The 25048-nt window shown below is 59.6% G+C and carries 23 protein-coding genes; 10 read left to right on the top strand and 13 right to left on the bottom strand.

Features of this window, described 5'->3' with window-relative positions; translation table 11 throughout:
• Positions 1 to 81: 81 nt before the first annotated feature.
• A complete protein-coding gene (locus ARC85_RS04910; protein WP_286714421.1) occupies positions 82 to 1134 on the bottom strand; it encodes a substrate-binding domain-containing protein in 1053 nt (350 codons plus the stop codon).
• A 192-nt stretch (positions 1135 to 1326) separates the two neighbouring features.
• Between ARC85_RS04910 and ARC85_RS04905 the strand changes: the two genes are divergently transcribed.
• Positions 1327 to 1731 (top strand): acyl-CoA thioesterase, encoded by a 405-nt coding sequence (locus tag ARC85_RS04905; RefSeq protein WP_011787037.1) that lies wholly within the window; start codon positions 1327 to 1329, stop codon positions 1729 to 1731.
• On the opposite strand, the gene ARC85_RS04900 is transcribed toward ARC85_RS04905, so the two are convergent.
• From ARC85_RS04900 to ARC85_RS04865, 8 genes are all read right to left on the bottom strand, one after another.
• Positions 1728 to 2819 (bottom strand): tRNA-queuosine alpha-mannosyltransferase domain-containing protein, encoded by a 1092-nt coding sequence (locus ARC85_RS04900; RefSeq protein ID WP_286714420.1) that lies wholly within the window; start codon positions 2817 to 2819, stop codon positions 1728 to 1730. The genes ARC85_RS04905 and ARC85_RS04900 overlap by 4 nt on opposite strands.
• A gap of 40 nt (positions 2820 to 2859) precedes the next feature.
• Positions 2860 to 4035 carry an MFS transporter gene (locus ARC85_RS04895; protein ID WP_113879119.1) on the bottom strand — a complete coding sequence of 392 codons (1176 nt, stop codon included), beginning with the start codon at positions 4033 to 4035 and terminating at the stop codon, positions 2860 to 2862.
• Between the two features lie 78 nt (positions 4036 to 4113).
• Positions 4114 to 4911 (bottom strand): ABC transporter permease, encoded by a 798-nt coding sequence (locus ARC85_RS04890; protein WP_286714419.1) that lies wholly within the window; start codon positions 4909 to 4911, stop codon positions 4114 to 4116.
• Positions 4898 to 5506 carry an ABC transporter ATP-binding protein gene (locus ARC85_RS04885; protein WP_235853312.1) on the bottom strand — a complete coding sequence of 203 codons (609 nt, stop codon included), beginning with the start codon at positions 5504 to 5506 and terminating at the stop codon, positions 4898 to 4900. The genes ARC85_RS04890 and ARC85_RS04885 overlap by 14 nt, the downstream gene beginning before the upstream one ends.
• A 7-nt stretch (positions 5507 to 5513) precedes the next feature.
• Positions 5514 to 6185, bottom strand: a complete 672-nt coding sequence (locus ARC85_RS04880; protein WP_286714418.1) for an SDR family oxidoreductase — start codon at positions 6183 to 6185, stop codon at positions 5514 to 5516.
• A complete protein-coding gene (gene arsJ / locus ARC85_RS04875; RefSeq protein WP_286714417.1) occupies positions 6178 to 7389 on the bottom strand; it encodes an organoarsenical effux MFS transporter ArsJ in 1212 nt (403 codons plus the stop codon). The genes ARC85_RS04880 and arsJ overlap by 8 nt, the downstream gene beginning before the upstream one ends.
• Position 7390: 1 nt before the next feature.
• Positions 7391 to 8395, bottom strand: coding sequence for an ArsJ-associated glyceraldehyde-3-phosphate dehydrogenase (locus ARC85_RS04870; RefSeq protein ID WP_286714416.1), 1005 nt, complete (start codon positions 8393 to 8395; stop codon positions 7391 to 7393).
• 45 nt (positions 8396 to 8440) lie between these two features.
• Positions 8441 to 8797 (bottom strand): metalloregulator ArsR/SmtB family transcription factor, encoded by a 357-nt coding sequence (locus ARC85_RS04865; RefSeq protein WP_236043508.1) that lies wholly within the window; start codon positions 8795 to 8797, stop codon positions 8441 to 8443.
• 90 nt (positions 8798 to 8887) lie between these two features.
• Here ARC85_RS04865 and arsH point away from each other — a divergent pair, with 90 nt between their 5' ends.
• From arsH to ARC85_RS04850, 3 genes are all read left to right on the top strand, one after another.
• Positions 8888 to 9604 carry an arsenical resistance protein ArsH gene (gene arsH, locus ARC85_RS04860; RefSeq protein ID WP_286714415.1) on the top strand — a complete coding sequence of 239 codons (717 nt, stop codon included), beginning with the start codon at positions 8888 to 8890 and terminating at the stop codon, positions 9602 to 9604.
• A gap of 9 nt (positions 9605 to 9613) precedes the next feature.
• A complete protein-coding gene (gene arsB, locus ARC85_RS04855) occupies positions 9614 to 10684 on the top strand; it encodes an ACR3 family arsenite efflux transporter (RefSeq protein WP_286714414.1) in 1071 nt (356 codons plus the stop codon).
• 124 nt (positions 10685 to 10808) lie between these two features.
• Positions 10809 to 11606, top strand: coding sequence for an undecaprenyl-diphosphate phosphatase (locus ARC85_RS04850; RefSeq protein WP_023012092.1), 798 nt, complete (start codon positions 10809 to 10811; stop codon positions 11604 to 11606).
• 370 nt (positions 11607 to 11976) lie between these two features.
• Here ARC85_RS04850 and uvrD read toward each other — a convergent pair whose 3' ends face one another.
• Positions 11977 to 14142 carry a DNA helicase II gene (gene uvrD, locus ARC85_RS04845; RefSeq protein ID WP_286714413.1) on the bottom strand — a complete coding sequence of 722 codons (2166 nt, stop codon included), beginning with the start codon at positions 14140 to 14142 and terminating at the stop codon, positions 11977 to 11979.
• A gap of 252 nt (positions 14143 to 14394) precedes the next feature.
• On the opposite strand from uvrD, the gene ARC85_RS04840 reads away from it, so the two are divergent.
• The 3 genes from ARC85_RS04840 to ARC85_RS04830 are packed head-to-tail and all read left to right on the top strand — an operon-like array spanning position 14395 to position 17665.
• Complete coding sequence (locus tag ARC85_RS04840; RefSeq protein WP_286714412.1) at positions 14395 to 16008, top strand: methyl-accepting chemotaxis protein; 1614 nt, start codon at positions 14395 to 14397, stop codon at positions 16006 to 16008.
• Between the two features lie 28 nt (positions 16009 to 16036).
• Positions 16037 to 17242, top strand: a complete 1206-nt coding sequence (locus tag ARC85_RS04835) for a hypothetical protein (protein ID WP_286714411.1) — start codon at positions 16037 to 16039, stop codon at positions 17240 to 17242.
• Positions 17243 to 17251: 9 nt separating this feature from the next.
• A complete protein-coding gene (locus ARC85_RS04830) occupies positions 17252 to 17665 on the top strand; it encodes a substrate-binding domain-containing protein (RefSeq protein ID WP_011787053.1) in 414 nt (137 codons plus the stop codon).
• 67 nt (positions 17666 to 17732) lie between these two features.
• Here the strand turns inward: ARC85_RS04830 and ARC85_RS04825 are convergent, their stop codons facing one another.
• Positions 17733 to 19181, bottom strand: a complete 1449-nt coding sequence (locus ARC85_RS04825; RefSeq protein ID WP_286714410.1) for an NAD-dependent succinate-semialdehyde dehydrogenase — start codon at positions 19179 to 19181, stop codon at positions 17733 to 17735.
• A 205-nt stretch (positions 19182 to 19386) separates the two neighbouring features.
• Between ARC85_RS04825 and ARC85_RS04820 the strand changes: the two genes are divergently transcribed.
• Positions 19387 to 20400, top strand: a complete 1014-nt coding sequence (locus ARC85_RS04820; RefSeq protein WP_023012097.1) for a histone deacetylase family protein — start codon at positions 19387 to 19389, stop codon at positions 20398 to 20400.
• On the opposite strand, the gene thiI is transcribed toward ARC85_RS04820, so the two are convergent.
• Positions 20401 to 21855, bottom strand: coding sequence for a tRNA uracil 4-sulfurtransferase ThiI (gene thiI / locus ARC85_RS04815; protein WP_286714409.1), 1455 nt, complete (start codon positions 21853 to 21855; stop codon positions 20401 to 20403).
• Positions 21856 to 21976: 121 nt separating this feature from the next.
• Between thiI and ppnN the strand changes: the two genes are divergently transcribed.
• Positions 21977 to 23359, top strand: coding sequence for a nucleotide 5'-monophosphate nucleosidase PpnN (gene ppnN / locus ARC85_RS04810; RefSeq protein WP_011787057.1), 1383 nt, complete (start codon positions 21977 to 21979; stop codon positions 23357 to 23359).
• Positions 23360 to 23385: 26 nt separating this feature from the next.
• On the opposite strand, the gene ARC85_RS04805 is transcribed toward ppnN, so the two are convergent.
• Positions 23386 to 23724: a c-type cytochrome gene (locus ARC85_RS04805; protein ID WP_206853750.1), complete on the bottom strand. Its 339-nt coding sequence runs from the start codon at positions 23722 to 23724 to the stop codon at positions 23386 to 23388.
• A gap of 214 nt (positions 23725 to 23938) precedes the next feature.
• Between ARC85_RS04805 and ARC85_RS04800 the strand changes: the two genes are divergently transcribed.
• Positions 23939 to 25048: an enoyl-CoA hydratase/isomerase family protein gene (locus tag ARC85_RS04800; protein ID WP_286714408.1), complete on the top strand. Its 1110-nt coding sequence runs from the start codon at positions 23939 to 23941 to the stop codon at positions 25046 to 25048.

Here is a 25048-nt window from a genome sequence, read left to right as displayed (position 1 = left end):
CACTTTCAACTATCTTACGTGCGAAAGGGTGCGGCCCTTCAGAGCCGCACCCTTTCGCTCACTACTCGCGGTAGTCCGCGCTTACATCAGCTCGTCTTTGGTCAGGTTAGGCATCTTTTCAGCCTTCTCCTGCAGATCCATCAGCGCATCGCGCGGCGGAACGATCAGACCAACGCTTTTCAGGTAGCCATTCGGGCCCATGGCGCCCATGCCGGTAAACTCCTGAGCGTACTCCTTGATGCCAGGAACAACACCAACGTGGGCTTTTTTCACGTAGAAGAACAGTGAACGGGCAACCGGGTACTCATCGGCAGCGATACCTTCGGCAGTTGGCACCTTTCCGTTCAGGGTAGCAGCCTGCAGACGATCAGCATTCTCTTCCAGGAAGCTGTAACCGAAGACGCCGTACATGCCGGTATCACCAATCAGCTTCTGGACGATCAGGTTGTCATTCTCACCCGCTTCGATGAAAGCGCCGTCTTCGCGAATGCTCTGACACACACCTTCCATGTCATCTTCACTCATGTTGGCAACTGCAGGCAGGTCTTCACAGCCGCCCTGCAGAGCCAGCTCGTTGAAGGAGTCACGGGTACCGGAAGTCGGAGGCGGCCCCATCACACGGATCGGCTTGTTCGGCAGGCTGGAATCGATGTCGCTCCAGTTCTTGTACGGGTTGGCGATCAGCTCATTCTCGTTTTTCGGGTTGGGTACTTCTTTACCCAGCGCCAGGAACAGCTGCTCCAGGGTTACTTCAAGATTTTCGGCTTCTTTGGAGCTGGCGATCACGATGCCGTCAGAACCAATGCGGAACTCGGTGATGTCCTTCACGCCATTGCTCTGGCACAGATCAAACTCGGACGGCTTCATACGACGGGAAGCGTTGGTGATGTCCGGGTGCTGGGTGCCTACGCCCTGACAGAACAGCTTCAGGCCGCCACCGGAACCAGTGGATTCCAGCTTGGGTGTCGGGAAATCGGTGTTGGCACCAAAACGCTCGGCTACCACAGTAGCGAACGGATACACGGTGGAAGAGCCCACGATGCTGATGGTGTCACGGGCCATGGCCGGTGCAGACAGGGCGGCAACAGAGCCGGCCAGCGCAACGGTTGCAAGTGCTTTGTTCAGTTTCATCACGTCGAGTCTCCATTATTTACTTTGGACGTTGTGTCGGATCTGCTTTACCGATGAATGCATCCTAGGGGCACTCTGTGACAACTTTGTTACAGCTCTTGAAATATAGCTGTCATTGTTCAAATTTTCTTGCAGCCCCGCGCCAGCCCGTTACCATGCACAGAAAACAACTCACAAGCTGTACAGGCGATCCTGATGACTGCGTACGATGATGACAAACCCGCCCCCCGGGGCGAGATGATGCTGCAGGTGGTGCCACTGCCGTCAGACACCAATGCCAACGGCGATGTCTTCGCCGGCTGGCTGGTCAAACAGATGGATATTGCGGCAGCGACCATGGCTGGTCGCATTTCCCAGGGCCGTAATGCCACCGTCGCGATGGACAGAATGGAGTTTCTGTCACCCTTGCGTGTGGGCTCCCAGGTGGGCTGCTACTGTGAATTGGTGGACATCGGCCGCAGCTCCATGAAAATCAACGTGGAAGTCTGGACACTGGACCGCGCCTCCAAGACACCCCGCAAGGTGACTGAAGGGCTGTTTGTGTACGTGGCGATTGATGAGCATGGGCGCATCCGGGAAGTCCCGGAGCAGAACCACTAAGCCCGCGCCATCAACTGCTTAACCAGCGCCTGGTACTTCGGGGCCAGTTCTGACGCCCGCCAGCCTTGTGGCGGGTTCGGCTCGGGAGATTGCTTTAACAGCCGTGCCAGCTGTTCAGCCGCCGCCAGGGCTTCCCCGCCGGGGTCAGAGTCCAGGCTCCGGTATCGGCAGTCTGCCGGCACATATTCCCGGTAGGCCAGCCGGTCCGGTGCCAGCGGCAAGCACCCGGATGCCATCGCCTCCAGCATCGCCAGGCCCTGGAAATCGTGCAGGGCGGTCGACACCACAATATCGGCACTGCGCAACAGCCGATCGTAATCTTGCCGGTGTTCCAGAAAGCCCCAGTGTTCAATGCGGCGGGCAAATTGCTGGTAAATCCGGTCAAAGGCTTGCGGGCGGCTGCGAAAGCCTTCACCCACCACACTGATGCGATAGTCCAGCTTGCGCTGCTCCAGCTGTTCCAGCAGGCCGAACAACCGGTCGGGCCCCTTGTCGTATTCCCAGCGATGATTCCATAACAGATGCGGCCGTTCCCGGTTCACGGACCGTGGCTGCTCGATAAACAAGCGGTCTTCAATCGGCACCGGCAGCACCGAAGACCTTTCCCTGAGCGTTTCTATCACCCCGCAAGGCACCGCATCCGGCATCTTGTTGAGAAAGTCTTCGACGCCCTGCAGAAAGCTGTCCCGGTTCCAGGCACTGTTAAAGACCACCACATCGGCGGCCAGAGCGCTGTAGAGATTGACCATCTGCGGCTCCACCCGGCTCCGCTGCTGATCGCTGACCGGAAAGGCAAACTGGTTCTCATGCATATAAAGCAGACAGGGGGTGTTCGCGATTCGAGGGTGCAGCCCGCGCAAGGTGGCCAGATCAACCATGGAAGTGGCAATGACCAGGTCCCAGGATTCCTCCAGGCAGGGCTGATCCAGCCAGCTCACCGGATTACCTCGAATCCGCCACTGGAAGAACCTGGGCGGAAGCGCCAGCGTCTGCCAATGATAATCAGGCAGCATGGCGACCAATTGCTCGCGCCAGCGCTGATGACTGGCAGCATCATAAGCGGACAATAACAGAATGCGTTGGGTCATGACGGTCCAAAGCAGGAGGTCGAAGTAATCGGCAAGTATATCAGGCCTCGGACTTCCCCCGGCTCAGGGACCACAGGCCGAACACCGGTCCCGGCAAAAGCAGCAACGCTACCCACCCCCCCCAGGCATTCCAGAGCCCACTGGTGAGCCAGATGGCCGGCAGGGTCAGGCCAAAGCCGACCGCGTTCATGACCGCCAGAGATGAGCCAACGGTTTCTTTCGGGGCCGTGACTGCAGCCAGCGCGGAGAATTGCGGGGAATCGGCCACCACAGCGACGCCCCAAACCAGTAGCACCGCCAGCAACAACTCCGGTGGCAGCCCGTTCATCCAGGGATAGAGCAGGCACAATGCCCCGGACACCATCAACGCCCGCCGGGCAACCCACTCACTGCCCCGAGTCCGACTGATCCGGCCGCCGCCAATACATCCAGCCGCACCCATACCGATCACCGCAAACGACAACCAGGGGATCAAGGCATCACCCTGTCCCAGCCGCTGCAGTTCTCGCCCGATCAACAGCGGCACCAGCGTCCAGAAGGCGTAAAGCTCCCACATGTGGCCAAAATAACCGCCCGCCACGGCCCGGAACCGGGGCAGGCGTAAAGCCGACAAGCCCTGTCTCAGGGGAAGCCGCCCGCTGGCTTTGGGCAGGTGCGGCCCGTCACCCAGCAGAAACACCAACAGCCCGCCCATTAGCGCCAGACAGGACGATGCAAACAGTGGCCACTCCCAGGGCATACCTGCTGTTGCCCCTCGCATCAGATGTGGCAAAGCGGTGCCCAGGGTCAGCATACCCACCAGCCAGGCCAGGGCGGCGCCGGCATATTTGGGTGTCCAGGCAATCACCAGCTTCATACCGAGGGGGTAGATTCCGGCCAGACACAGGCCGGTAGCGAACCGGAACAAGCTGTCCAGTGGAAACACCCCGGCCCCCGCTACAAAGCCGGCGTTCGCCAGTGCGCCCAGCAGGCTCGAAATAAGGAAGATGCGGCTGGCGCCGAAGCGATCCGCCAGGCCGGTCACCGCCAGAGCAAGCGTACCGGCAATAAAACCCGCCTGAACAGACAGCGTAAGCCGGCCCAGATCCGATTCCGCTAACCCGAGTTCGGCTGAAAGGGATAGCCAGACCCCGTTGATACTGAACCAGAGGGAGGTGCCGAACAATTGTGCTAGCACAATGACTGGCAAAGGATAACGTTGCAGTAGGCTGGTCATATTATTGTCTTTGCGGTTACCGGAAAACCAAGCCTAGCTCGAAACCCGACTGAGACCCCATGCGACTTTGGTGCCCGGTCACGGTTTGGTTAAACGATCCAGCCGCAGGCGCTCCCGGTCATCAAACAGCCGCCGGCCTCCCCAACTGACCGCCATCACCGCGCCAAACCCCGTGCCGACGGTAATAATCAGCATAACCAATATCTGGTACTTAACGGCGACCGCGGGCGGGCTGTCCGCCAGTATCTGACCGGTCATCATGCCGGGCAGGCTGACAATGCCGGCTGCTGCCATGGCGTTAATGGAGGGCATCATGCCACTGCGCATGGCTTCCCGGCGAATATCTTCCAGTGCCTGTTGCCAGGTCTGGCCCAGCATCAGCCGGTTCTCGATTACCGCCCGCTGGCGCCAGACCGAATCATTCAGACGATCCAGAGCCAGGCTGACCCCGGTCATGGTGTTGCCCAGCATCATACCCAGCAAAGGAATCGCGTACTGTGGGGTATACCAGGGCTCCGGACCAATCACCACCGCCAGTGCCAGCACGGTCACGGTAAACGACGACACGAACATCGCGCCAGTGCCGATCCCGAACGCCCACCCGCCTTTCAGGCGTCGGCCCTGGCGCGCCACCACTTCCCGGCCAGCCACCAGCAGCATGACCGCCGCCAGCAGCGCAATCCAGTAGAAGGCGGAAGAGGCAAACAGGGCTTCCAGTACCAGGCCAATCAAAGCCAGCTGAATAACCGTTCGTATGGCCGCCACCAACAGGCTGCGGGTGATCCCCAGCCGCCCCAGGTAAGCCGTCGCTGCCAACGCCAGTACCAACAAGGCCGCCAGGCCCAGCTTCCACCAGGCCAGGTCAATCACTTCCATGGACAGGCTCCAGTGCGGATCCTCGAATCCGATAGTGAACGTTGGCTACCCGATGAATCTGGGCGGAATCATGGGCGACCCACAAAGTGGCGATCTGCCGCTGTTCAATCTCCTGCAACAGCCAGCGTTCGATCGCCTCTGTCGATTCGTTATCCAGATTGGCGGTCGGTTCATCCAGCAGCAGCGCGTCTGGTTCCAGAACCAGGGCCCGCCACAACGCGAGCCTTTGTCGCTCACCGGAGGACAACCGGCTGACCGACCAGTCCATCACCTCGGCAGGGAAACCCAGAGCAGCAGGCAAACGCTCACCAGCCCCCTCGGGAAAGTGGGCGCTTACCTCATCAAACCACCATTGGCTTTCCGCCGGCACCATCACCACCTGGCGCCGCCACTGATGTGCCGGTACGCTCTGTTGATTGAGGTTATCCAGAGAAATCTGACCGCCGTGGGGCTCCAGATCGGCCACCGCGCGCAGTAACCGGCTCTTGCCACTGCCAGAGGCACCGGACAGGCACACTACCTGTCCGCCGGGAACGGTCAGCGTTACTTCACGCAGCGCGCCAACGCTGACCCCTTGCAACAACAGCCCGGTCAAAGCCAAGTCACCAGGGCAGTTCCTCACCATTGCTGTGCCAGAACGACCCGGTGTTCTCCAGAGTCAGATTGGCAATGCGCTCGGCCAGCCCCCTGGCAGACTCCTCCGGCGAGATCAGCCCGCCAAAGTTCACCATTCGCGTTTTCACATAACCGGGGTGCAGTTGCGCCACGGCAATGCCCCTGGGTTTGAGATCCACCGCCAGGGATTTTCCGAAAGCGTTCAGCGCAGCCTTCGAGGCCCGATAGCCATAACGGCCGCCGGAGTCGTTGTCGGCGATAGAGCCCATCCGGCTGGTTATATTGGCGATCTTGCTGCCCTGCCCCATCAGAGGCGTCAGGGCTTCGGCCACGCGCAGTGGCGCGTAGGCGTTGATTTCCATCTGGGTGCGAATGGAGTCGAAGTCGATACTGCCCAGCTGCTCGTCCTGCAGCAGGCCGGCGTTGTTGATCAGCAGGCTGATACGCTTGCCCGCCAGACCGGATTTCAGCTTATCGATGCCGGCATCGGTGGTGACATCCACGCCGTCGATCACCTGACCCGCCACACCGGCAAGCTCTTCCGAGGACTGTCGGCATACGCCAATGACCTCGCAGCCCTCAGCGGCATAGTGCCGGGCCAGCTCCAGACCAATACCCCGATTGGCACCGGTAATGACCACCACATTGGAATCAGACATAGCCTTTTTCTCCTATTGGTTTCTCCGCTCGTTCCGGCAACCATACTGACAACGCTGCCGCTGTGGCTACCAGGGCAGCGGAAATCCATAAACAGGCTTCCAGCCCGTAGGCCTGGTACACCCAGCCAGAGAGAATGGTGCCCAGCAGCCGGCCGGCGGCGTTAGACATATAATAGAACCCCACATCCAGCGATACACCGTCACCCCGGGCGTAGCTGACAATCAGGTAGCTGTGCAGCGAGGAGTTGATGGCAAACAGCACCCCGAACAGCAGCAAACCGCCAATCACCACCACCTGTGCCGACCAACCGGCCAACAGAGCCCCGGCAATGGCGACAGGAACCAACGCCAGCACTGCCGCCCAAAGCACGGCACCGGACTTATCGTTGGCGTGGCCGGTGATTCTGGGCGCAATGGTCTGGATAAAACCGTAACCGATAATCCAGCTGGCCATAAAGCCGCCAACTTTCCAGTGGTCCCAGCCGAACACCGTGGCCATGTACACCGGCAACGCCACTACAAACCACACGTCCCGGGCGCCGAACAGGAACATCCGGGCCGCCGACAACACATTGATGGCCCGGCTCTTGGACAGGATCTCGCTGAACTTTGGCTTGGCCTTGCTCTTGCCCAGGTCCTGCCCCAGCAGGAACAGACTGGCCAGCCACACCAGCCCCAGCGCTACCGCCATGAGGATTACCGCACCGGTAAACCCGGCGGCCATCAGCAACACGCCGCCCAGAAAGAATCCCACCCCTTTCAGGGTGTTCTTGGAGCCGGTGAGAATCGCCACCCACTTGTACAGGGTGCCCTGCTGCTCGTCCGGTACCAGCAGCTTGATACCGCTCTTGGCGGACATCTTGTTGAGGTCTTTGGCAATACCCGACAACGCCTGTGCCGCCATCACCCAGGGCACCGTGAGCATGGCCGCCGGCACGGCCAGCATGGCCAATGCAACAATCTGCAGGAACAACCCGATATTCATGGTGCGGTTCAGGCCCATCCGGGCGCCGAGATAGCCGCCCACCAGGTTGGTCACCACCCCGAAGAACTCGTAGAAGATGAACAACAGGGCAATTTCCAGGGGCGAATAGCCCAGCTGGTGAAAGTGCAACACCACCAGCATTCGCAGGGCGCCATCGGTCAGGGTGAAGGCCCAGTAGTTGCCGGTGATCACCAGGTACTGGCGAATGGCGGCATTCATATCAGGCCTGGCCTACCTTGCGTGCCAGTTCGACGGTGCGGTTGGCGTAGCCCCATTCGTTGTCATACCAGGCGTAGATTTTCACATGGGTGCCGTTGACCACCAGGGTGGACAGGGCATCGACGATGGAAGACCGGGGGTCGGTTTTGTAGTCGATGGACACCAACGGCCGCTCTTCGTAGCCCAGGATATCTTTCAGTTCGCCCTCGGCCGCGTCCTTGAGCAGTTGATTCACAGTTTCCTTATCCGTGGGTTTCTCTACTTCAAAGACGCAGTCGGTCAGTGAGGCATTAGTTAGCGGAATCCGCACCGCATGGCCATCCAGCCTGCCTTTCAGCTCCGGGAAGATCTCGATAATCGCCGTGGCGGAACCCGTGCTGGTGGGGATCAGCGAGCTACCACAGGCCCGTGCCCGGCGCAGATCCTTGTGGGGCGCATCGATGATGGTCTGGGTGTTGGTCAGGCTGTGAATCGTAGTCAGCGAGCCGTGCTTGATGCCCAGTTTCTCGTGGATCACCTTCACCACCGGCGCCAGACAGTTGGTGGTGCAGGAGGCCGCGGTGATGATGCGGTCGTTGGCGGGGTCGAAGATGTCTTCGTTCACACCCATGACAATGTTCTTCGCACCCGGCTCTTTCACCGGGGCGGTGACCACCACCCGTTTGACACCCTGGTCCAGGTAACCCTGCAGCACAGCCACCTTCTTGTTCACACCGCTGGCTTCGATCACCAGGTCGCAGCCGGACCAGTCGGTCTCGGCGATGGCCTTGTTATGGGTTACCCGGATGCGCTGGCCGTCAATCAACATATCGTCACCATCGGCCATCGCTTCACGACTCCAGGTGCCGTGTACGCTGTCAAAGTTCAACAGGTGCGCCAGCGTGTGGGTGTCCGCGCCGGGATCGTTGATGGCGACGAATTCGAACTCTGGCCAGCCCCAGGCCGCCCGCAGCGCCAGCCGGCCAATGCGGCCAAACCCGTTAATGCCTACTTTGATCTTGCTCATGATGTTCTCCTTGCGACCTTCGCGATCCGTATGTGCGATAAATGATCAGGGGCACTGCACCGCCGGGCGATCCGCCATGGCCTTTAATCTGGCCAGCGGCTGCTTAATCAGTGCCGGGTTGTTAACGGCAGTTTCCTCCAGCACCCGCTCCATCCAGTCTGGCAGGTGCGGACTAAGGTAATAATAGACCCATTGGCCCCGCCGCTCTGTTTCCAGCAAGCCAGCTTCACGCAGCGATGCCAGGTGGCGACTGACTTTTGGCTGAGGCGCCTCAAACGCCGCCATCAATTCGCACACGCACAACTCACCCTGACGGTGGATCAACAGCGTGGCCGCAAGCCGGAGTTCATCTCCCAGGGCCTTGAACAGGGTCATCGGATTGTAATGGGCTTGACCTTTCATATTTACCGACCAATATATACGCTTATTCGAATATGCAGTTTTTCGCATATTAGTGTGACACAGTGATGACGTAAAGGATCGACGATCAACATGCCAACCGCGGATCTTCCCAACATCAAAGCTGAGCTGTTCAATGCTCCCACGGCATCGAAGGTATTCGAGGCCCCGGCCTCCGAGCATCCAGCCCGGATTCTATTGCTATACGGCTCCCTGCGCGAACGCTCGTTCAGCCGCCTGGCGGTGGAAGAAGCCGCCCGCCTGCTGGAAGCCATGGGCGCGGAAACCCGTATCTTTAACCCCCGCGGCCTGCCCCTGGCCGATGCCGAAGACGCCAGCCATCCCAAGGTTCAGGAACTGCGGGAACTGGTGCAGTGGAGTGAGGGCATGGTGTGGTGCTCCCCGGAACGCCACGGCGCCATGACCGGCATCATGAAAACCCAGATCGACTGGATACCGCTGTCCCTGGGTGCGGTTCGGCCGACACAGGGCAAAACCCTGGCAGTGATGCAGGTTTGTGGGGGCTCCCAGTCATTCAACGCAGTCAACCAGCTGCGGGTGCTGGGCCGGTGGATGCGCATGGTCACCATTCCGAACCAGTCCTCGGTGCCCAAAGCCTTCATGGAATTTGATGGCAACGATCGCATGAAGCCCTCGCCCTACTACGATCGCATCGTGGATGTCATGGAAGAGCTGATAAAATTCACTTTGCTGGTACGGGACCGCAGTGATTACCTCACCGACCGCTACTCCGAACGCAAGGAAAGCGCCGAAGAACTGTCGAAACGTGTGAACCAACGTTCCATTTAAGGGTGTGCCATGAGCCGTAACAGCGATGTGAACACGGTTGAAACCACTGACGGCGGCCTGGACCTGTTCGGGCGCTACCTTTCCGTGTGGGTGGCACTGGCCATTGTGGCCGGTGTAGCTATCGGGCAGCTTGCCCCCTCGATTCCCGAGACCCTGTCCCGCTTTGAATACGCCCAGGTGTCCATCCCTATCGCCATCCTGATCTGGGCGATGATTTTCCCGATGATGGCACAAATCGATTTCAGCGCCGTGGTCGGGGTGCGAAAAGAGCCGAAGGGCCTCGCCATCACCACTATCGTGAACTGGCTGATCAAACCCTTCACCATGTTCGCCATTGCCTGGTTTTTCCTGATGGTGGTGTTTAAACCCTGGATCGCCCCACAACTGGCCAGCGAATACCTGGCCGGCGCCATTCTGCTGGGTGCCGCCCCCTGCACCGCCATGGTGTTTGTCTGGAGTTACCTGACCAAAGGCGATGCCGCCTACACCCTGGTGCAGGTATCCCTGAACGACATCATCATGCTGTTCGCCTTTGCGCCCATTGTGGTCTTCCTGCTGGGGATTTCCGACATCCAGGTGCCCTGGGATACGGTGATTCTGTCGGTGGTCTTATACATCGTGATTCCCCTCACCGCCGGCTACCTGACCCGCCGGACCCTGATCGCCCGCCACGGCGAACAGTGGTACGACAACGTATTTATGAAACGCCTCAGCCCGGTGACGCCTGCCGCGTTGATCGTCACCCTGGTCTTGCTGTTCGCCTTCCAGGGTGAAGTCATTCTGCAAAATCCGTTGCACATACTGCTGATTGCGGTGCCACTGGTTATCCAGACTGTGTTTATCTTCCTGCTCGCTTACGGCTGGGCCAGGCTCTGGAAGGTGCGCCACTGCATCGCCGCCCCAGGAGCCATGATCGGTGCCAGCAATTTCTTTGAGCTGGCGGTGGCGGCGGCCATCGGCCTGTTCGGACTGCAATCGGGCGCGGCCCTGGCCACGGTGGTGGGCGTACTGGTGGAAGTGCCCTTGATGCTCGCCCTGGTGCGCATCGCCAATAACACCCGGGACAAGTTCCCGGCCTGAACGATTAAGCTGAACAGGCGCGTCGCTATCCGCGCCTGTTCAGCCGACAACCACCCTGCTAATATCGCGCTCGTTTTTTGAGCGTCGAACCCGTTAATCAGCACCACCGACCGGAATTAAAAGAATGGATATTTTCCAGGCCCTTTTCCTTGGCCTCCTCCAGGGACTGACCGAATTCCTGCCCATATCCAGCTCCGCCCACCTGATCCTGACACCGGCCTTCTTTGGCTGGGAAGACCAGGGCGTCGGCTTCGACTTGTCGGTGCACGTGGGCACGCTATTGGCGGTGGTGCTCTACTTCCGCCGGGATGTCTTCGGCATCGCCCGGGACGGCCTGATTTCCATGGGCCAGCGCAAAATCGTCGGCCAGGGCGCCCTGGCCTGGTACCTGGTGATCGGCACCATCCCCGCCGGCCTCGCCGGCCTGGCCCTGCTCGACATGATCGACAACGAACTGCGCGGCGCGTCGGTGATCTTCTTCACCACCCTGGTGTTCGGCATCCTGCTGGGCATCGCCGACTGGCTGCCCAAACGCCAGCGCACCATGGATTCCCTGAACTGGAAAGACGCCGTTATCGTTGGCGTCGCCCAGGCCATGGCTCTGGTCCCCGGCACCTCCCGCTCGGGCGTCACCATCACCGCCGGCCTGTTCCTGGGCATGACCCGGGAAACCGCCTCGCGGTTTTCCTTCCTGCTGGCGATTCCGATTATCGTGCTGGCGTCGGCGGTAAAACTGCTGGAAGTGGCAACATCCGACGTGATCGTGGACTGGAATGGCTTTCTGATCGGCGGCGTCACCTCGTTCCTGATGGCCATTACCGCCATCCACTTCTTCCTGAAGTGGCTGAACAAGGTGGGCATGTGGCCGTATGTGATCTACCGGATCATTTTGGCGGGTGTAATCTACGCCGTCTTGATGTGACCGTCTGCAGTTTGAATTGCTGACCTTGGAGTCAGGCAGGTATCGGGGTGTGCCTCCCAAAAACCGCTCCTGGCGGCACATCCCTGTGGCGCTTCTGTTCCGCCATCCCTGGCTCCACACATTTTTGGGAGGCACACCCCGATACCTGCCCCGAACTTCTGAGCTAGCCTTCCAAGAAATCAGGGATCATGAACTATTGCGGATTGCCGAAACGTCAGAGCATGGCGGTGGGAACGTCTTTCCAAAAATTTGTGGAGCCAGGGATGGCGGAACACAAGCGCCCATGGACGGCTCGAGCGCTTTTTGGAAAGACGTTCCCACCGTCATGCAGCCCCCTTACTCGAAGGCTGCATGACGCTAACTCAACCGTTTAACAGGCCTCCAAAGGCGCATAAGCCAGCACCAGCCACTTGGCGCCCTCATCGAAGTTCACCTGCACCCGCGTATGATGCCCCGTACCCTCGGAGTTCATCACGATACCCTCACCGAACTTCGGATGCCGAACCCGCTGCCCCAGACTGAAGCCAGACTGCTGGGCCGAATCCTGGGCAAACAGGCTCTCATTCGGTCGCTCCACCATCGCCGGCCGCGTCACCGTATTACGCAACCGCACCTCCTGCAGACAGTCCCCCGGGATCTCCCGCACAAACCGGGACAGTGCATGAAACTTCTCCTGACCATACAGGCGACGGGATTCCGCGTAAGTAAGTACCAGCCTCTTCATGGCCCGGGTAATGCCCACATAGGCCAGGCGGCGCTCTTCCTCCATGCGCCCGGGCTCCTCCAGCGACATACTGTGCGGGAACAAACCCTCCTCAACACCTGCCAGGAACACCATCGGAAACTCCAACCCCTTGGCCGAATGCAGCGTCATCAACTGCACACTGTCCTCATGGGCATCGGCCTGTGATTCGCCGGCATCCAGCGCCGCCTGGGCTATAAACTCCGCCAGCGGATCTACACCTTCTTCTACATCATAATCCGCCAGCGCGCTGACCAGTTCCTCCAGGTTCTCCACCCGGGCCTGCCCCTTCTCGCCCTTCTCACTGGCGTGATAATCCTTCAGGCCGCTGGACTCTATGGCCTGCTTCATCAGCCCCTGCAGGGAAGCGTGCCCCGCCATTTCAGACAGCGTGTTGATGATCTCCATAAACTGCTGCAGGCCTGTTTTCGCCCGACCCTTCACCTGGCCTGCGGCCAGTAACCGCTCGGACGATTCCCACAGGGAAATACCCTGGCCGGTGGCGTATTCACGAATCTCCTGCAGGCTCTTGGCACCAATGCCGCGGGTGGGAATATTCACCACCCGCTCAAAGGCGGCATCGTCCCGGTGGTAATGCACCAGGCGCAGGTAAGCCAACGCATTTCGGATTTCCTGACGGTCGTAGAACCGCAACCCGCCGTAAACTCGATAAGGAATACCCTGGCGCATCAGGGCTTCTTCGAGCACCCGGGACTGGGCATTGGAACGATAGAGAATGGCGCATTCGCTGCGCAGATTGCCCTCGCTGACCCAGGCCGAGATGGAATCGGCAATATAATTGGCTTCATCCTGCTCGTTGAACGCGGCGTACAGGCTGATCGGCTCACCTTCCACCCCGTCAGTCCAGAGTTCCTTGCCCAAACGCCCCTGGTTGTTGGCAATCACCGAGTTGGCGGCTTTCAGAATGGTCTTGGTGGAGCGGTAGTTCTGCTCCAGCCGCACCAGCCGGGAATTGGGGAAATCCCGCTGGTACTGCTGGATATTCTCGATCTTCGCGCCCCGCCAGCCGTAGATGGACTGGTCGTCATCGCCCACCACCGTCAGCGGCACCCGGTTGCTGGCCAGCACCTGAAGCCAGGCGTATTGAATGGTATTGGTGTCCTGGAACTCGTCCACCAGTATGTGCTGGAAGCGCTGCTGGTAGTGACTCAGCAATTCCGGATGATGCAGCCAGAGTTCGTGGGAACGCAGCAGCAGTTCACCGAAATCCACCAGGCCGCCCTGTTGGCAGAGCTTCTCGTACTGGCGGTAAATCTTCAGCATGGTATTGGTGAAGTGATCGCCCGGATTCTCCTGAATATGATCCGCCCGCAAGCCCTCGTCTTTCTGGCTGTTGATAAACCACTGGGCCTGTTTCGGCGGCCACTGGCTTTCATCGATGCGGTTTTCCCGCATCACTCGCTTGATCAGCCGCAACTGGTCGTCGCTGTCCAACACCTGGAAGTTTTCCGGCAAGCCGGCGTCTTTCCAGTGGGAACGAAGCAAACGATGGGCAATTCCGTGAAAGGTGCCGATCCACAGACCACGGGTGGGAATCTGCATCATCTGCTCCACGCGATAACGCATTTCCTTGGCGGCCTTGTTGGTGAAAGTCACCGCCAGAATGGACGTGGGCGGCACCCGGTCAACCGACATCAACCATGCCATCCGGTGCACCAGCACGCGGGTTTTGCCACTGCCGGCACCGGCCAGCACCAGCAAATGGTCGTTCTGCGCCGTCACCGCTTCGCGCTGGGCGTCGTTCAGGGAATCAATAATATGAGAGACATCCATGGAGCAAGGCTTCATTACTGGTTAAATTTACAGCCCAGTATACCAGCCAAGAGCCCGGCTGCCTCCCCTGGCACAAACTACCCCCTCAAGAGTATATACAGGCGAATTCAAGGCTCTAGGCTTAAAGAGACAGCCAGTGTGGCCGATACAGCACTTAACACACTGACACATTAATTCTGTGTCATGCGTTCAAAAAACAACCTACACTCGCGCCGTTCAGAGTTGTGGGCCACGCATACAGGGATTTCATACATGCTTTCATCTCTCAAGATCTCACACAAACTCGCGCTGCTGGTGATTGTAGCCGTGGTGGCTTTCGTAGTGAGCCAGGCCTTTTCCATCATCACGGAACGAAACAACTCGGAACGACTGGGAGAGGTGCGCAACCAGCTCTATCCGTCCCTGGAACTCTCCACCATCAACCGAGGTCTGCTGCAACTCATCGAAAACCAGATCAACAGCGCCGTCACCACGGGCGACGATCAGCAGATCGCGGCTACTCGAGAGCAACTCGCCGAGATTATTGAGAATCTTGACCGCATTGCCCAGCTTAACCCGAGCCAGCAGAGCGATGTAAAAGCGCTGAAATCCGAGCTGAACGGCTACTACAGCACCGCCACTCGCATCGCCACCGCGATTATCGAGGGCACCGCCGATTTCAGTCGCATAGGCCAGGAAGCATCCGCCAACGCCGAGCGCCTGGCGGGCCTGCGCTCGGATCTCGACCAGATGCGTAATGCCATGGAGAACCGCCTGACCCAGGCCATCGACGACACCACGGCGGCCAGCAGCGAAGCCGCTACCGTCTCCGTAACGATCGTGGTGGTCGCCTTGGTTGTCCTGATTGCACTGAGCCTGATTATAGGTCGATCGGTCTCCGGCAGCCTGCAGCAAATCATCAGCTCCCTGCGGAACATGGCTTCTGGCGAGGGCGATCTGACCTCCCGCATCGAGTACACCGGCAAGGATGAACTCCGGGATCTGGTGGACCAGTTCAACCACTTTGTTGAAAAGCTGCATAAATCCTTTGCCACCATTCAGCAGGATATCGGTGAGCTTAACGGCGTCGCCACACATCTGGGCAGCACCAGCCGCACCAATCTTGAACGCATCAGCCAGCAGGCCCAGGCCATCTCCTCCACCCGCAATTCCGTGGAAGAGCTGGTAAAAAGCGTTGAGGAAGTGGCGGGCTTTGCCTCCAGCGCCTCTGACCAGACCCAGGACGCATCCAAGTTTGCGACCACCGGGCAGCAGAAGGTCGAGGGCAACATACAGACCATCCAGCGACTGATGGCAGAAATCGAAAACACTGCCAGCCTGGTCAACCAGTTCGACGAGTTCTCCGTGAAGGTGGGCGGACTGCTGGAAACCATTCAGACCGTGGCCGAGCAAACCAACCTGCTGGCCCTGAATGCCGCCATTGAGGCCGCCCGCGCCGGTGAACACGGCCGTGGCTTTGCCGTGGTCGCAGATGAAGTGCGCGGCCTGGCGGTGCGCACCCACAAGGCCACGGAAGAAATCCAGCAGGTAATTTCAGAACTCTCCAAAGCCTCCGGCGCCGCCGTGCATTCCATGCAAGGCAGCGTAGACATGGCCAGGCAGGGCGTGGATGCCACCACCGAGTCTGGCGAGGTCCTGCGCAAGATTCTCGAGAACGTTCAGCAGATCAGCGAGCTGAACGAGCAGATTGCCGCGGCCACCTACGAACAAAGCACCACCTTCAGCGAAGTCACTGGCCATATGGGCGACATGCATCGCAACGCCGAGGCCGTGATGGAAAGCACCGATGAGCTGGATACGGTCAGCCGCAAAATCCAGGACGTCAGTAATGGCTTGCAGAGCGTGGCCGGGCAGTTCCGCGTTTAAGTAAAACCCCAGAAAAAGGAAACTCCTGATGAAAAAACTGTTTACTGCAGCGCCCCTGGCGCTCGCCATGGCCGCGACCCCGGCTCTGGCACAGAGTACCGAGGACACCCTCGAGCGCATGCAGCAGCAGCTGAATGCCATGCAACAACAGCTGAACTCCGCGAAAGACACCGGCATTCGCTTCAACGGCTTTTTCAGCACCGGTTTCGCCCGGGCCAGCAACGATGCCGGTTACGCCGGAATCACCGACGAATCCGAAGTGGCGGATCTGAGCCTGTTCGCCCTGCAGGGCACCTTTGACGTCACACAGAAGAGCCAGATTGTGATGCAACTGGTCGGCCGGGGCGAAGATGACTGGGAACCCCAGGTGGAGTGGGCCTATCTGAGCCACCGCCCCACCAACAACCTGCAGATTCGGGCCGGCAAGATGCGGATTCCGTTCTTCATGTACTCCGACTCCCTGGAAGTCGGTTACGCCCAGCCGTGGGCACGCCCGCCCCAAAGCGTGTATGGCCCGATTGCCGTGACCAGCTATGTCGGTGCGGATGCCAGCTACAACCTGAACTTCGACAACTCCTCGCTGACCGCAACCGGCTTCACCGGCTTTACCGATGAAGATGGCAACTCCGGCGACGTACAGCTGCGCAACATCGCAGGCATGAACCTGACCTGGACCGACTACGTGTGGACTGTGCGTGGTGTGGCGGCAACCGCCGAGGCGGATATTGATGCGACCCGGCTAGGAGCCCAGGCCCCCGCTAATGTAAGCGTAGATACGGTCATTGCCGATGGGGAACGAGGCAATTTCTATGGCATCGGCGCTAGTTACGACGATGGTGCCTGGCAAATCATCGGTGAAGTCACCCGCGTTGAAGTGGATGGCAAATTTGCCGATACCGACTCCGCCTACTTGTCTGTCGGCCATCGGTTTGGCAGCTGGACGCCGTACATCGCAGTTGGCTGGGTTGAAAGTAAGGACGATGATGAGCGACTCGGATTTGTTACAACGACAGGAGGCACTCCGATCGCCCCCGAATCCATCCTGAACTTCCAGCGTGAAGACTTCAGCATCGGCACGCGCTGGGACATTACTCCGGGCGTGGCCATCAAAGCCGATTACACCCATTCCCGTGGTTTCGAAAAGGGCACTGGCAACCTGAACCCAAGTTATATTCTGGCTTCGGGCACGGACAGCACCAACGTCTACACCCTCAAAATCGACTCGGCATTCTAAGGAGGCCCCATGAAAAAGCTTAGCCTGTTGTTTGCGGCCAGCTTGCTGGCAAGCCCCCTGGCCCTGGCTGAAGTCGTGGTGATCGGCAACCCGTCCGGCCCGGACAGCATCAGCGCCAACGAAGTACGGGATCTGTATCTGAACCGCAGCAAAGCCCTGCCGAATGGCCAGAGCGCGAAGCCGTTTGAACTCCCGGAAGGCAACGCCACCCGTGCCGAGTTCCACGACAAGGTGACCGGCCGTAACGATGCCCAACTGAAGGCCTTCTGGTCCCAACAGGTGTTCACCGGTCGTGGTCAACCTCCGGCGGAAGCCGGCAGTGCTTCGGGCATGAAGGCCCAGGTCGCCTCCACACCAGGCGCCATCGGCTACATCGATTCCGCGGATGTGGACGACAGTGTCAAGGTTATCCTGACGCCCTGATCTCTGCCGTGCAGAACGCAAATAGGCGAGCCGAAGCTCGCCTTTTTGCTGTTTGAAGACCGGCTGCCTAGAAACCTCTCGGCACAGTCTGGGCCTCCACAAATTCAAACAGCCCTTCCAGACCACCTTCCCGGCCAATACCCGAGGCTTTCATACCGCCAAATGGCGCCTCCGGCGTTGGTCCGGTACCGGTATTCCAGCCCACATGGCCAAACCTCAAACCGGCGGCTACCCGCTGGGCACGCTCGGCATCGGCGGTGAACACGTACGAGGCCAGACCAAACTCGGTATCGTTACCGGCTTCGATGACTTCTTCCTCGGTCCGGAACAGCGCCATGGGCACCAGCGGGCCGAAGGTTTCTTCCTGGTAGCAGGCCATGTTGCGGTCCACGCCCTGCACCACCGTGGGTGGGAAAAACAGGCCATCGCCCAGTTCCGCTGGCTGTTTGCCAGCCACCAGGCTGGCGCCCTTGTCGAGGGCGTCCTGCAGGTGCCGTTTCACCTTGTCGAAGCCCTGCTTGTTGATCAGCGGGCCTATGTCGATGCCATCGTTCATACCGTCGCCAACGGTCATCTTGTTCACACGTTCGGCCAGCTTCTGGCCAAAGGCATCCGCCACCTTCTCGTGCACAAAGATACGGTTGGCACAGACGCAGGTCTGGCCGCCACCGCGGAACTTGTTGGCAATCAGGTTATCGGCGGCGGCCTCCAGATCAGCATCGTCAAAGACGATGAACGGGGCATTGCCCCCCAACTCCAGTGCCAGCTTCTTCACCTGCTCGGCGGTGTCCACGATCAGTTTGCGGCCCACTTCGGTAGAGCCGGTGAAGCTGAGCATGGGTACGTCTTTGTGCTCACACAGCACCTTGCCGATCACGCTGGCCTTACCCATTACCAGGTTGACCATGCCATCCGGCAGGTCGAGTTTATCCATCACGCTGAAGAACGCGATCATGGTCAGCGGGGTTTCGCTGGCTGGCTTGATGACAGAAGGACAACCCGCTGCCAGGGCCGCCGAAAGCTTCTTGGCGATCATACCAATGGGGAAATTCCAGGGCACGATCAGGCCAGTCACGCCCACGGGCCGGTAGTGAACCGTCCAGGTGCAGTCCTTGGGCTTCTCCGGAATCGTGTGGGAATCAAGAGCGCTGATGTGCTTGGCACAGTAATCGAAGAAACCGGCGGCGTAATCCACCTCGCCCTGGGCTTCCTTCCAGGGCTTGCCATGCTCCATACACAGGATGCGGCCAATCTCTTCGCGGTTTTCTTTCAGGCCGTCACGAATATCCTCCAGCCACTTGCGGCGGGTTTCAATCGGCCAGGGATTGGTGAGCCGGAGCGCTGATTGTCCAGCCTCCACCGCTGCCACAACATCTTCCTCCGGCATCGACGGCACTTTGGCAATCACCGAGCCGGTGGCCGGGTTGTAAACGTCGAACGTGGCACCGCCGGCAGAGTCTTTCCAGCGCCCGCCAATGTAGCCTGTGAGGTTTTCCAGTAGTGGTGACTCGATCATCTCGGCTCCTCTTGCATGACTGGTGACGCCCCGGACCGGGGCGAAGTTCATAAGCAACGCGTGCCTTTCATAGTGGATCCTGAGTGGCGGCCTGTAAAGTCAGGGGGAGATTTCCTGGCCGTCATTTTTGACCCGGGCGGGTGACTGCCTATACTCGAAGGAGAGTTTTTACAGGCTCTCCCTGACACCCCAAGGAGACGGATTCATGAAAGCATTTTTTCATCCGACGCAGGACCTGCACATCCCGAAGACGTATTTCACCCGAGGCCAGATGCGCCAGCCTCAGGAGGTGCCTGATCGCACCGGCCAGATGCTCGAAGGCCTGAAAGCCATGGGCATCCCGGTACTGCAGCCGGCCGACCAGGGCGCCGGCCCGATCTCCAAGGTGCACGACCTGGGTTACCTGCGATTCCTCGAATCCGCCCACCGGCGCTGGATGGAAATGGAAGACTGGGGCGACGAGGTAATGTCGAATATTTTCGTACGTTCCCCCAACGCCATGCGGGGCATCCTGGCCGAAGCCGCCTGTTACCTGGCAGACGGCAGCTGCCCCATTGGCGAAAATACCTGGAAGGCGGCCTACTGGTCGGCCCAGACCGCCTTGGGTGCCGCCGACGCGCTGATCGCCGGAGAGCGCAACGCCTACGCTGTGTGCAGGCCACCAGGGCATCACGCCCGCAAGGATGCCGCCGGTGGATTCTGCTACCTGAACAACGCCGCCATCGCGGCCGAGCACTTGAAGAGCCGGTTCCCGCGAACGGTCATCCTGGACACCGACATGCATCACGGCCAGGGCATTCAGGAGATCTTCTACGACCGCAGCGACGTGCTGTACATCTCCATCCACGGCGACCCCACCAATTTCTATCCGGTGGTCAGCGGCTTCGAGGACGAACGTGGGGAAGGAGAAGGCTATGGCTACAACATCAACCTGCCCATGCCCCACGGCTCCAGCGAGGAGGATTTCTTCGCCAAACTGGATGAAGCCGTGGCCGCCATTCGCCTGTACCAGCCGGATGTGCTGATCCTGACCCTGGGTTTCGATATCTACAAGAACGACCCGCAGGCGAAAGTATCGGTGACTTCCGAAGGCTTCTGTCGGCTGAGCACGCACCTTCGTCAGTTGGGCTTACCCACGCTGGTGGTGCAGGAAGGCGGGTATGACCTGGACGCCCTCAGCGAGAACGTCCAGCAGTTTTTCAAGGGGTTGGAGGGCTGATCAGACCGCCGGGGCATACACCTTGATATTGCCATGCCCCTCAGCCTTCAGGTGGCCGGCGTGCATGCGGCTCATGGTGCCCCGGTCACAGTACAGCAGGTACTGGCGGTTGCCCGGCAGTTCCGCCACCTGCTGATTCAACTCGTAGAAAGGAATCTTGAGCACGTCGTTGTTGGTCAGGGTCAGTGGCGAGCGTTCTTCTTCAGACGGGTGGCGAACGTCGATAATCACGTCATCTACCGACGGCGTCTGGATCAACTCCACCTCTTCCGGCGTCTGGGTGCTGTCCAGGAGCTGGCTGACCATGGTGTCGGTACGGTTAGCGATGGCATCGGCCAGGGCGGCCGGGTCCATGTTCGCCTCTTCTTCCTCCACCCGATGCAGCTTGGCACGGGTGACCGGCTTGCTGGAAATCACGCCGCAATACTCCGGCATGTTGCGGGCGAACGGCTCGGTACCGATGTCCTTGGCAATTTGGATGATTTCCTGCTTGTCCATGGCAATCAGCGGGCGCAGCACCACCTCGTCACTGGCACGGTCCACCACATTCAGGTTGGTCAGGGTCTGGCTGGAGACCTGAGCCACCGCATCGCCCATCACCAGCCCCGAGGCGTTGTAATCCCGGGCGATCTCGGCAGCGGCCTTGAGCATCATCCGTTTGAGCACCACGCCCCAATGGCGATGGTTGACCGAGCGCATGATCTCGGCGACCACACCCTCAAACGGCACAGAAATAAACTTGACGTTGTGGGACGAACCATAACGCTCCCACAGGTAGTGAGCCACCTGGCGCACGCCCACTTCATGGGCCGCACCGCCCAGATTAAAGAACAGATAATGACTGCGAATGCCGCGGCGCATCATCAGGTAGGCAGCCACCGACGAGTCGTAGCCGCCGGAAATCAGCGTCATCACCGTTTCCACCGTCCCCAGCGGATAACCGCCAAGCCCCTCGTGGCGACGATGGGCAATGTGGTAGCTGTCGTCCTTTACCTCAATACGAACTTCAAGATCCGGTGATTTCAGATCCACGCCTTTGGCGTCGGAGCCCTGCAACAACGCCGCGCCCACCGAACGCTCCAGGTCAATGGAACGGAAATCATGATCGCCATGACGGCGGGCGCGAACGGCAAACGTCTTGCCTTTCAGGCGTTCGGCATAGGCCTGCACCGCCTTTTCGCCCACATCGTCAAGATCGACAAACGGAAACACCCCGATCTCCTGGATGGTCGAGATGCCGGGGATGCGCACCAGCTCATCAATCACCGGGCCGGCAAGGCTGCGGCCATCGGGCACATCCACGTCCACCCGGTCCCAGCTGCCATCCACACGGATCTCCGGATCCAGCCGGGCCAGTAATTTACGGATATTCTGCCGCAACTGGCGCATCTGCTGCTGGCGAACGGGTTTACTCTTGATAGCCACTTCCGGGGCGGGACGAATCAGCAATTTCATAAAAAAGACTTTGATCGGAATAACGTCGGGTGGCGTAAAAGCCAGAAAGGCCTTAGTGTACCCTTTCGCCAGACTGGCTCAAAATCCGTCATTGCCGAAACCATCAGGAGCTTCACCAACGATGACTGAAACCACCATGAATGCCCTGGTCTCCCCCGAGGGCAGCCTCGAGATCCTTTCCAACTACGAGGTAAACCGGCTCAAGGACAAGAGCGAGGGTGGTCTGTATCGCCTCTTCCGTCAGTGTGCACTGGCCGTGCTCAATACCGGCGTCGAAACCGACGACTGTAAGGAATTGATGGAAGCCCACGCCGACTTCGATGTACGGCTGGTGCCCCAGCCCCGGGGGCTGAAACTGGAACTGATCAATGCGCCCGGCCACGCCTTTGTGGACGGCGAAATGCTACGCGCCATCCGGGAACACCTGTTTTCTGTGCTGCGCGATATCGTTTACAGCCACTCCCTGCCCAACAGCGTGGCCGGCTTCCGCAAAGACAACCCCGAAGACCTAACGAATCTGGTGTTCCACATTCTGCGCAACGCCAGGGTACTGGAGGCGGGGCGTCAGCCAGACCTGGTGGTGTGCTGGGGCGGCCATTCCATCAGCCACGACGAATACCAGTACAGCAAGGATGTCGGGCACCAGTTGGGGCTGCGCGGCCTGAGTATCTGCACCGGTTGCGGCCCGGGCGCCATGAAAGGCCCGATGAAAGGCGCCACCATCGGCCACGCCAAGCAACGGGTGAAGAATGGCCGTTACATCGGCATTACTGAGCCGGGCATTATCGGTGCCGAGGCGCCAAACCCGATTGTAAACGAGCTGGTGATCATGCCGGATATCGAGAAGCGTCTCGAGGCCTTTGTTCGCTGTGGCCATGGTGTGATTGTATTCCCGGGCGGCGTAGGCACCGCAGAGGAGATTCTGTACCTGCTCGGCATTCTGCTGCACCCGGACAACGTTGACCTGCCTTTCCCGGTGGTGTTTACCGGCCGCCAGGAAAATGCCGAATACTTCGAAATGATCGACAAGTTTATCCGCAACGCCCTGGGCGATGAGGCTGCCAGCAAATACGAGATCATCATCGATGATCCGATACGGGTCGCCCAGACCATGAAGCAGGGCATGAAAGACGTGGAGACCTTCCGCCGCGCCATGCAGGATGCCTACTACTTCAACTGGATGCTGAAGATAGATCCGGTATTCCAGCTACCGTTCGAGCCGAACCATGACAACATGCGGGCTCTGGAACTGCATCGCGATCAACCGGTTCACCTGATTGCGGCGAATCTGCGCAAAGCGTTCAGCGGGATTGTGGCGGGTAACGTGAAGGAAAGCGGAATCCGGCAGGTGCAGGAGAAAGGGCCGTTTGAAATCGCCGGTGACCCGACGCTGATCAAGCCTCTGGAGGCCATGCTGGAGCAGTTTGTGGCGCAGAACCGGATGAAGCTACCCGGGTCCTCAGCCTACCGTCCGAGCTATCGCATTGTCAGTGGTGCGGCCTGAGCCGCAGCACTGACAAACACAACGCCTTACTTGCCGCCGTCGGCCGGCAGGCTGGCGTAGAAAGCTGCCAGGTTGGCAATGTCAGCATCGCTCAGGGCTGTGGCCTGACCCTGCATCACCGGAGCCTGTCCACCCTGACGCTGGCCTGCCTTGTACGCCTTCAGAGCTGCAACCAGGTACTGCTCTTTCTGGCCAGCCAGGTTCGGATAGATGGGCACCTGAGAGATACCGTTCTGGCCATGGCACGCGGCACAAACGGCGGCCTTGGCCTTACCAGCTTCGATGTCACCGGCGGCCATGGAAGCGACCGGTACCATCGCGCCAGCTGCGAACAGGCCCGCTACTGCAAGATGCTTCAGATTCATTGTGTTAACCCTCTCATCGTTTTAACGTTCACATTCCGGCATAAAACCGGTCAGTAACTCAGGTTTCACTTATAGCACACCCGCCCGTGAGCTCAAATGTGATAGATCAAGGACTTTCGTGCGACCATAGTCCTCTTTTACGCCTGAGCATTGTGAACGACAGTACGAACAAACCACAAATACCCAATCAGAGATACCACCGGAGAACCAAGCCATGCCAGTTGAGGTACAGGAGCTCCCCTGCCGGGAAGGACACATCGGCCTGCTCACCCTGAACGAGCCGGGCACACTCAATGCCCTGACCGAGGAGATGGTCAACCAGGCACAGCAGGCGCTGGCGCAATGGGCCGAGGATTCCCGTATCTGCCTGGTGGTTCTGCAGGGGGCGGGAGACCGGGCGTTCTGTGCCGGAGGCAATATCCGGGCCCTGTACCCGGCACTGACAGGCGATGGCGACAAAGCCGCGCCCGCGCGGTTCTTTGCGGCGGAATACCGTCTCGACTTTACCCTGCACCGGTTCCCCAAGCCGGTGGTGGGCATGGCCGGCGGCATTGTCATGGGCGGGGGCCTGGGCTTGCTGGCAGCCTGCCGCTACCGGTTAATCTACCCGAATGTCTCCATGGCAATGCCCGAGATCAGCATCGGTCTGTTTCCCGATGTGGGCGCGAGCTGGTTCCTGAACCGTCTCCCGGGCCGGCTCGGATTGTTTATGGGTCTGACTGGCGCTCGACTGAATGTCGCCGACGCCTTGCGAGTGGGCCTGGCTGATATGGTGATCGAAGCAGACCAGAGCAGCGCCCTGCTTGAACGGCTGCAGGAGGAACGCTGGAGCGGTGAAACCGCCGCCGACGACAACCGCCTGTTCCGCCTGCTGAACCAGCTGGAAGCGCTGGATTACCGCACGCTGGCTCCGGGGCACCTGGAACAGCACGAACAGACCATCGCACGCCTGAGTGCAGGCGATGAGCTACCGGCCATCGTTGAAAAACTGGGGAATTCGGAGAGTACCGACCCCTGGTGGCAGGCGTGCATCCATACCCTGAAGACCGGCTGCCCGGTCACCGCCTGGCTGATCTGGCACCAGATACAGAAAGGCCAGCAGATGTCGTTGAAAGATGTATTCCGTATGGAACTGGCCATGGCCGAAGAATGCACCCGGAGACCCGATCTGGCCGAAGGCATTCGCGCCCTGCTGGTCGACAAGGACCGCTCCCCAGAGTGGTCTTACCCCTCGGTTGCCGAAGTGCCGCAAGAGGTGGTTGAACGGCATTTCCAGCCAGTGTGGGACGACACGACCGACCCGATGATGCTGGACAGCCTCTGA

It is taken from the genome of Marinobacter sp. tcs-11 (genome assembly GCF_002049515.1).
In the GTDB taxonomy this organism is placed as follows: Bacteria; Pseudomonadota; Gammaproteobacteria; order Pseudomonadales; family Oleiphilaceae; genus Marinobacter; species Marinobacter nauticus.
The sequence above is the reverse complement of the archived record's forward strand: the minus strand, read 5'-3'. Positions and strand labels throughout refer to the sequence as shown.

Coding starts and splice junctions, on each gene's coding strand:
- ARC85_RS04905 (WP_011787037.1), top strand. CDS start 1,327: ATGACTGCGTACGATGATGACAAACCCGCCCCCCGGGGCGAGATGATG.
- ARC85_RS04900 (WP_286714420.1), bottom strand. CDS start 2,819: ATGACCCAACGCATTCTGTTATTGTCCGCTTATGATGCTGCCAGTCAT.
- ARC85_RS04895 (WP_113879119.1), bottom strand. CDS start 4,035: ATGACCAGCCTACTGCAACGTTATCCTTTGCCAGTCATTGTGCTAGCA.
- ARC85_RS04890 (WP_286714419.1), bottom strand. CDS start 4,911: ATGGAAGTGATTGACCTGGCCTGGTGGAAGCTGGGCCTGGCGGCCTTG.
- ARC85_RS04880 (WP_286714418.1), bottom strand. CDS start 6,185: ATGTCTGATTCCAATGTGGTGGTCATTACCGGTGCCAATCGGGGTATT.
- arsJ (WP_286714417.1), bottom strand. CDS start 7,389: ATGAATGCCGCCATTCGCCAGTACCTGGTGATCACCGGCAACTACTGG.
- ARC85_RS04870 (WP_286714416.1), bottom strand. CDS start 8,395: ATGAGCAAGATCAAAGTAGGCATTAACGGGTTTGGCCGCATTGGCCGG.
- ARC85_RS04865 (WP_236043508.1), bottom strand. CDS start 8,797: ATGAAAGGTCAAGCCCATTACAATCCGATGACCCTGTTCAAGGCCCTG.
- arsH (WP_286714415.1), top strand. CDS start 8,888: ATGCCAACCGCGGATCTTCCCAACATCAAAGCTGAGCTGTTCAATGCT.
- arsB (WP_286714414.1), top strand. CDS start 9,614: ATGAGCCGTAACAGCGATGTGAACACGGTTGAAACCACTGACGGCGGC.
- ARC85_RS04850 (WP_023012092.1), top strand. CDS start 10,809: ATGGATATTTTCCAGGCCCTTTTCCTTGGCCTCCTCCAGGGACTGACC.
- uvrD (WP_286714413.1), bottom strand. CDS start 14,142: ATGGATGTCTCTCATATTATTGATTCCCTGAACGACGCCCAGCGCGAA.
- ARC85_RS04840 (WP_286714412.1), top strand. CDS start 14,395: ATGCTTTCATCTCTCAAGATCTCACACAAACTCGCGCTGCTGGTGATT.
- ARC85_RS04835 (WP_286714411.1), top strand. CDS start 16,037: ATGAAAAAACTGTTTACTGCAGCGCCCCTGGCGCTCGCCATGGCCGCG.
- ARC85_RS04830 (WP_011787053.1), top strand. CDS start 17,252: ATGAAAAAGCTTAGCCTGTTGTTTGCGGCCAGCTTGCTGGCAAGCCCC.
- ARC85_RS04825 (WP_286714410.1), bottom strand. CDS start 19,181: ATGATCGAGTCACCACTACTGGAAAACCTCACAGGCTACATTGGCGGG.
- ARC85_RS04820 (WP_023012097.1), top strand. CDS start 19,387: ATGAAAGCATTTTTTCATCCGACGCAGGACCTGCACATCCCGAAGACG.
- thiI (WP_286714409.1), bottom strand. CDS start 21,855: ATGAAATTGCTGATTCGTCCCGCCCCGGAAGTGGCTATCAAGAGTAAA.
- ppnN (WP_011787057.1), top strand. CDS start 21,977: ATGACTGAAACCACCATGAATGCCCTGGTCTCCCCCGAGGGCAGCCTC.
- ARC85_RS04805 (WP_206853750.1), bottom strand. CDS start 23,724: ATGAATCTGAAGCATCTTGCAGTAGCGGGCCTGTTCGCAGCTGGCGCG.
- ARC85_RS04800 (WP_286714408.1), top strand. CDS start 23,939: ATGCCAGTTGAGGTACAGGAGCTCCCCTGCCGGGAAGGACACATCGGC.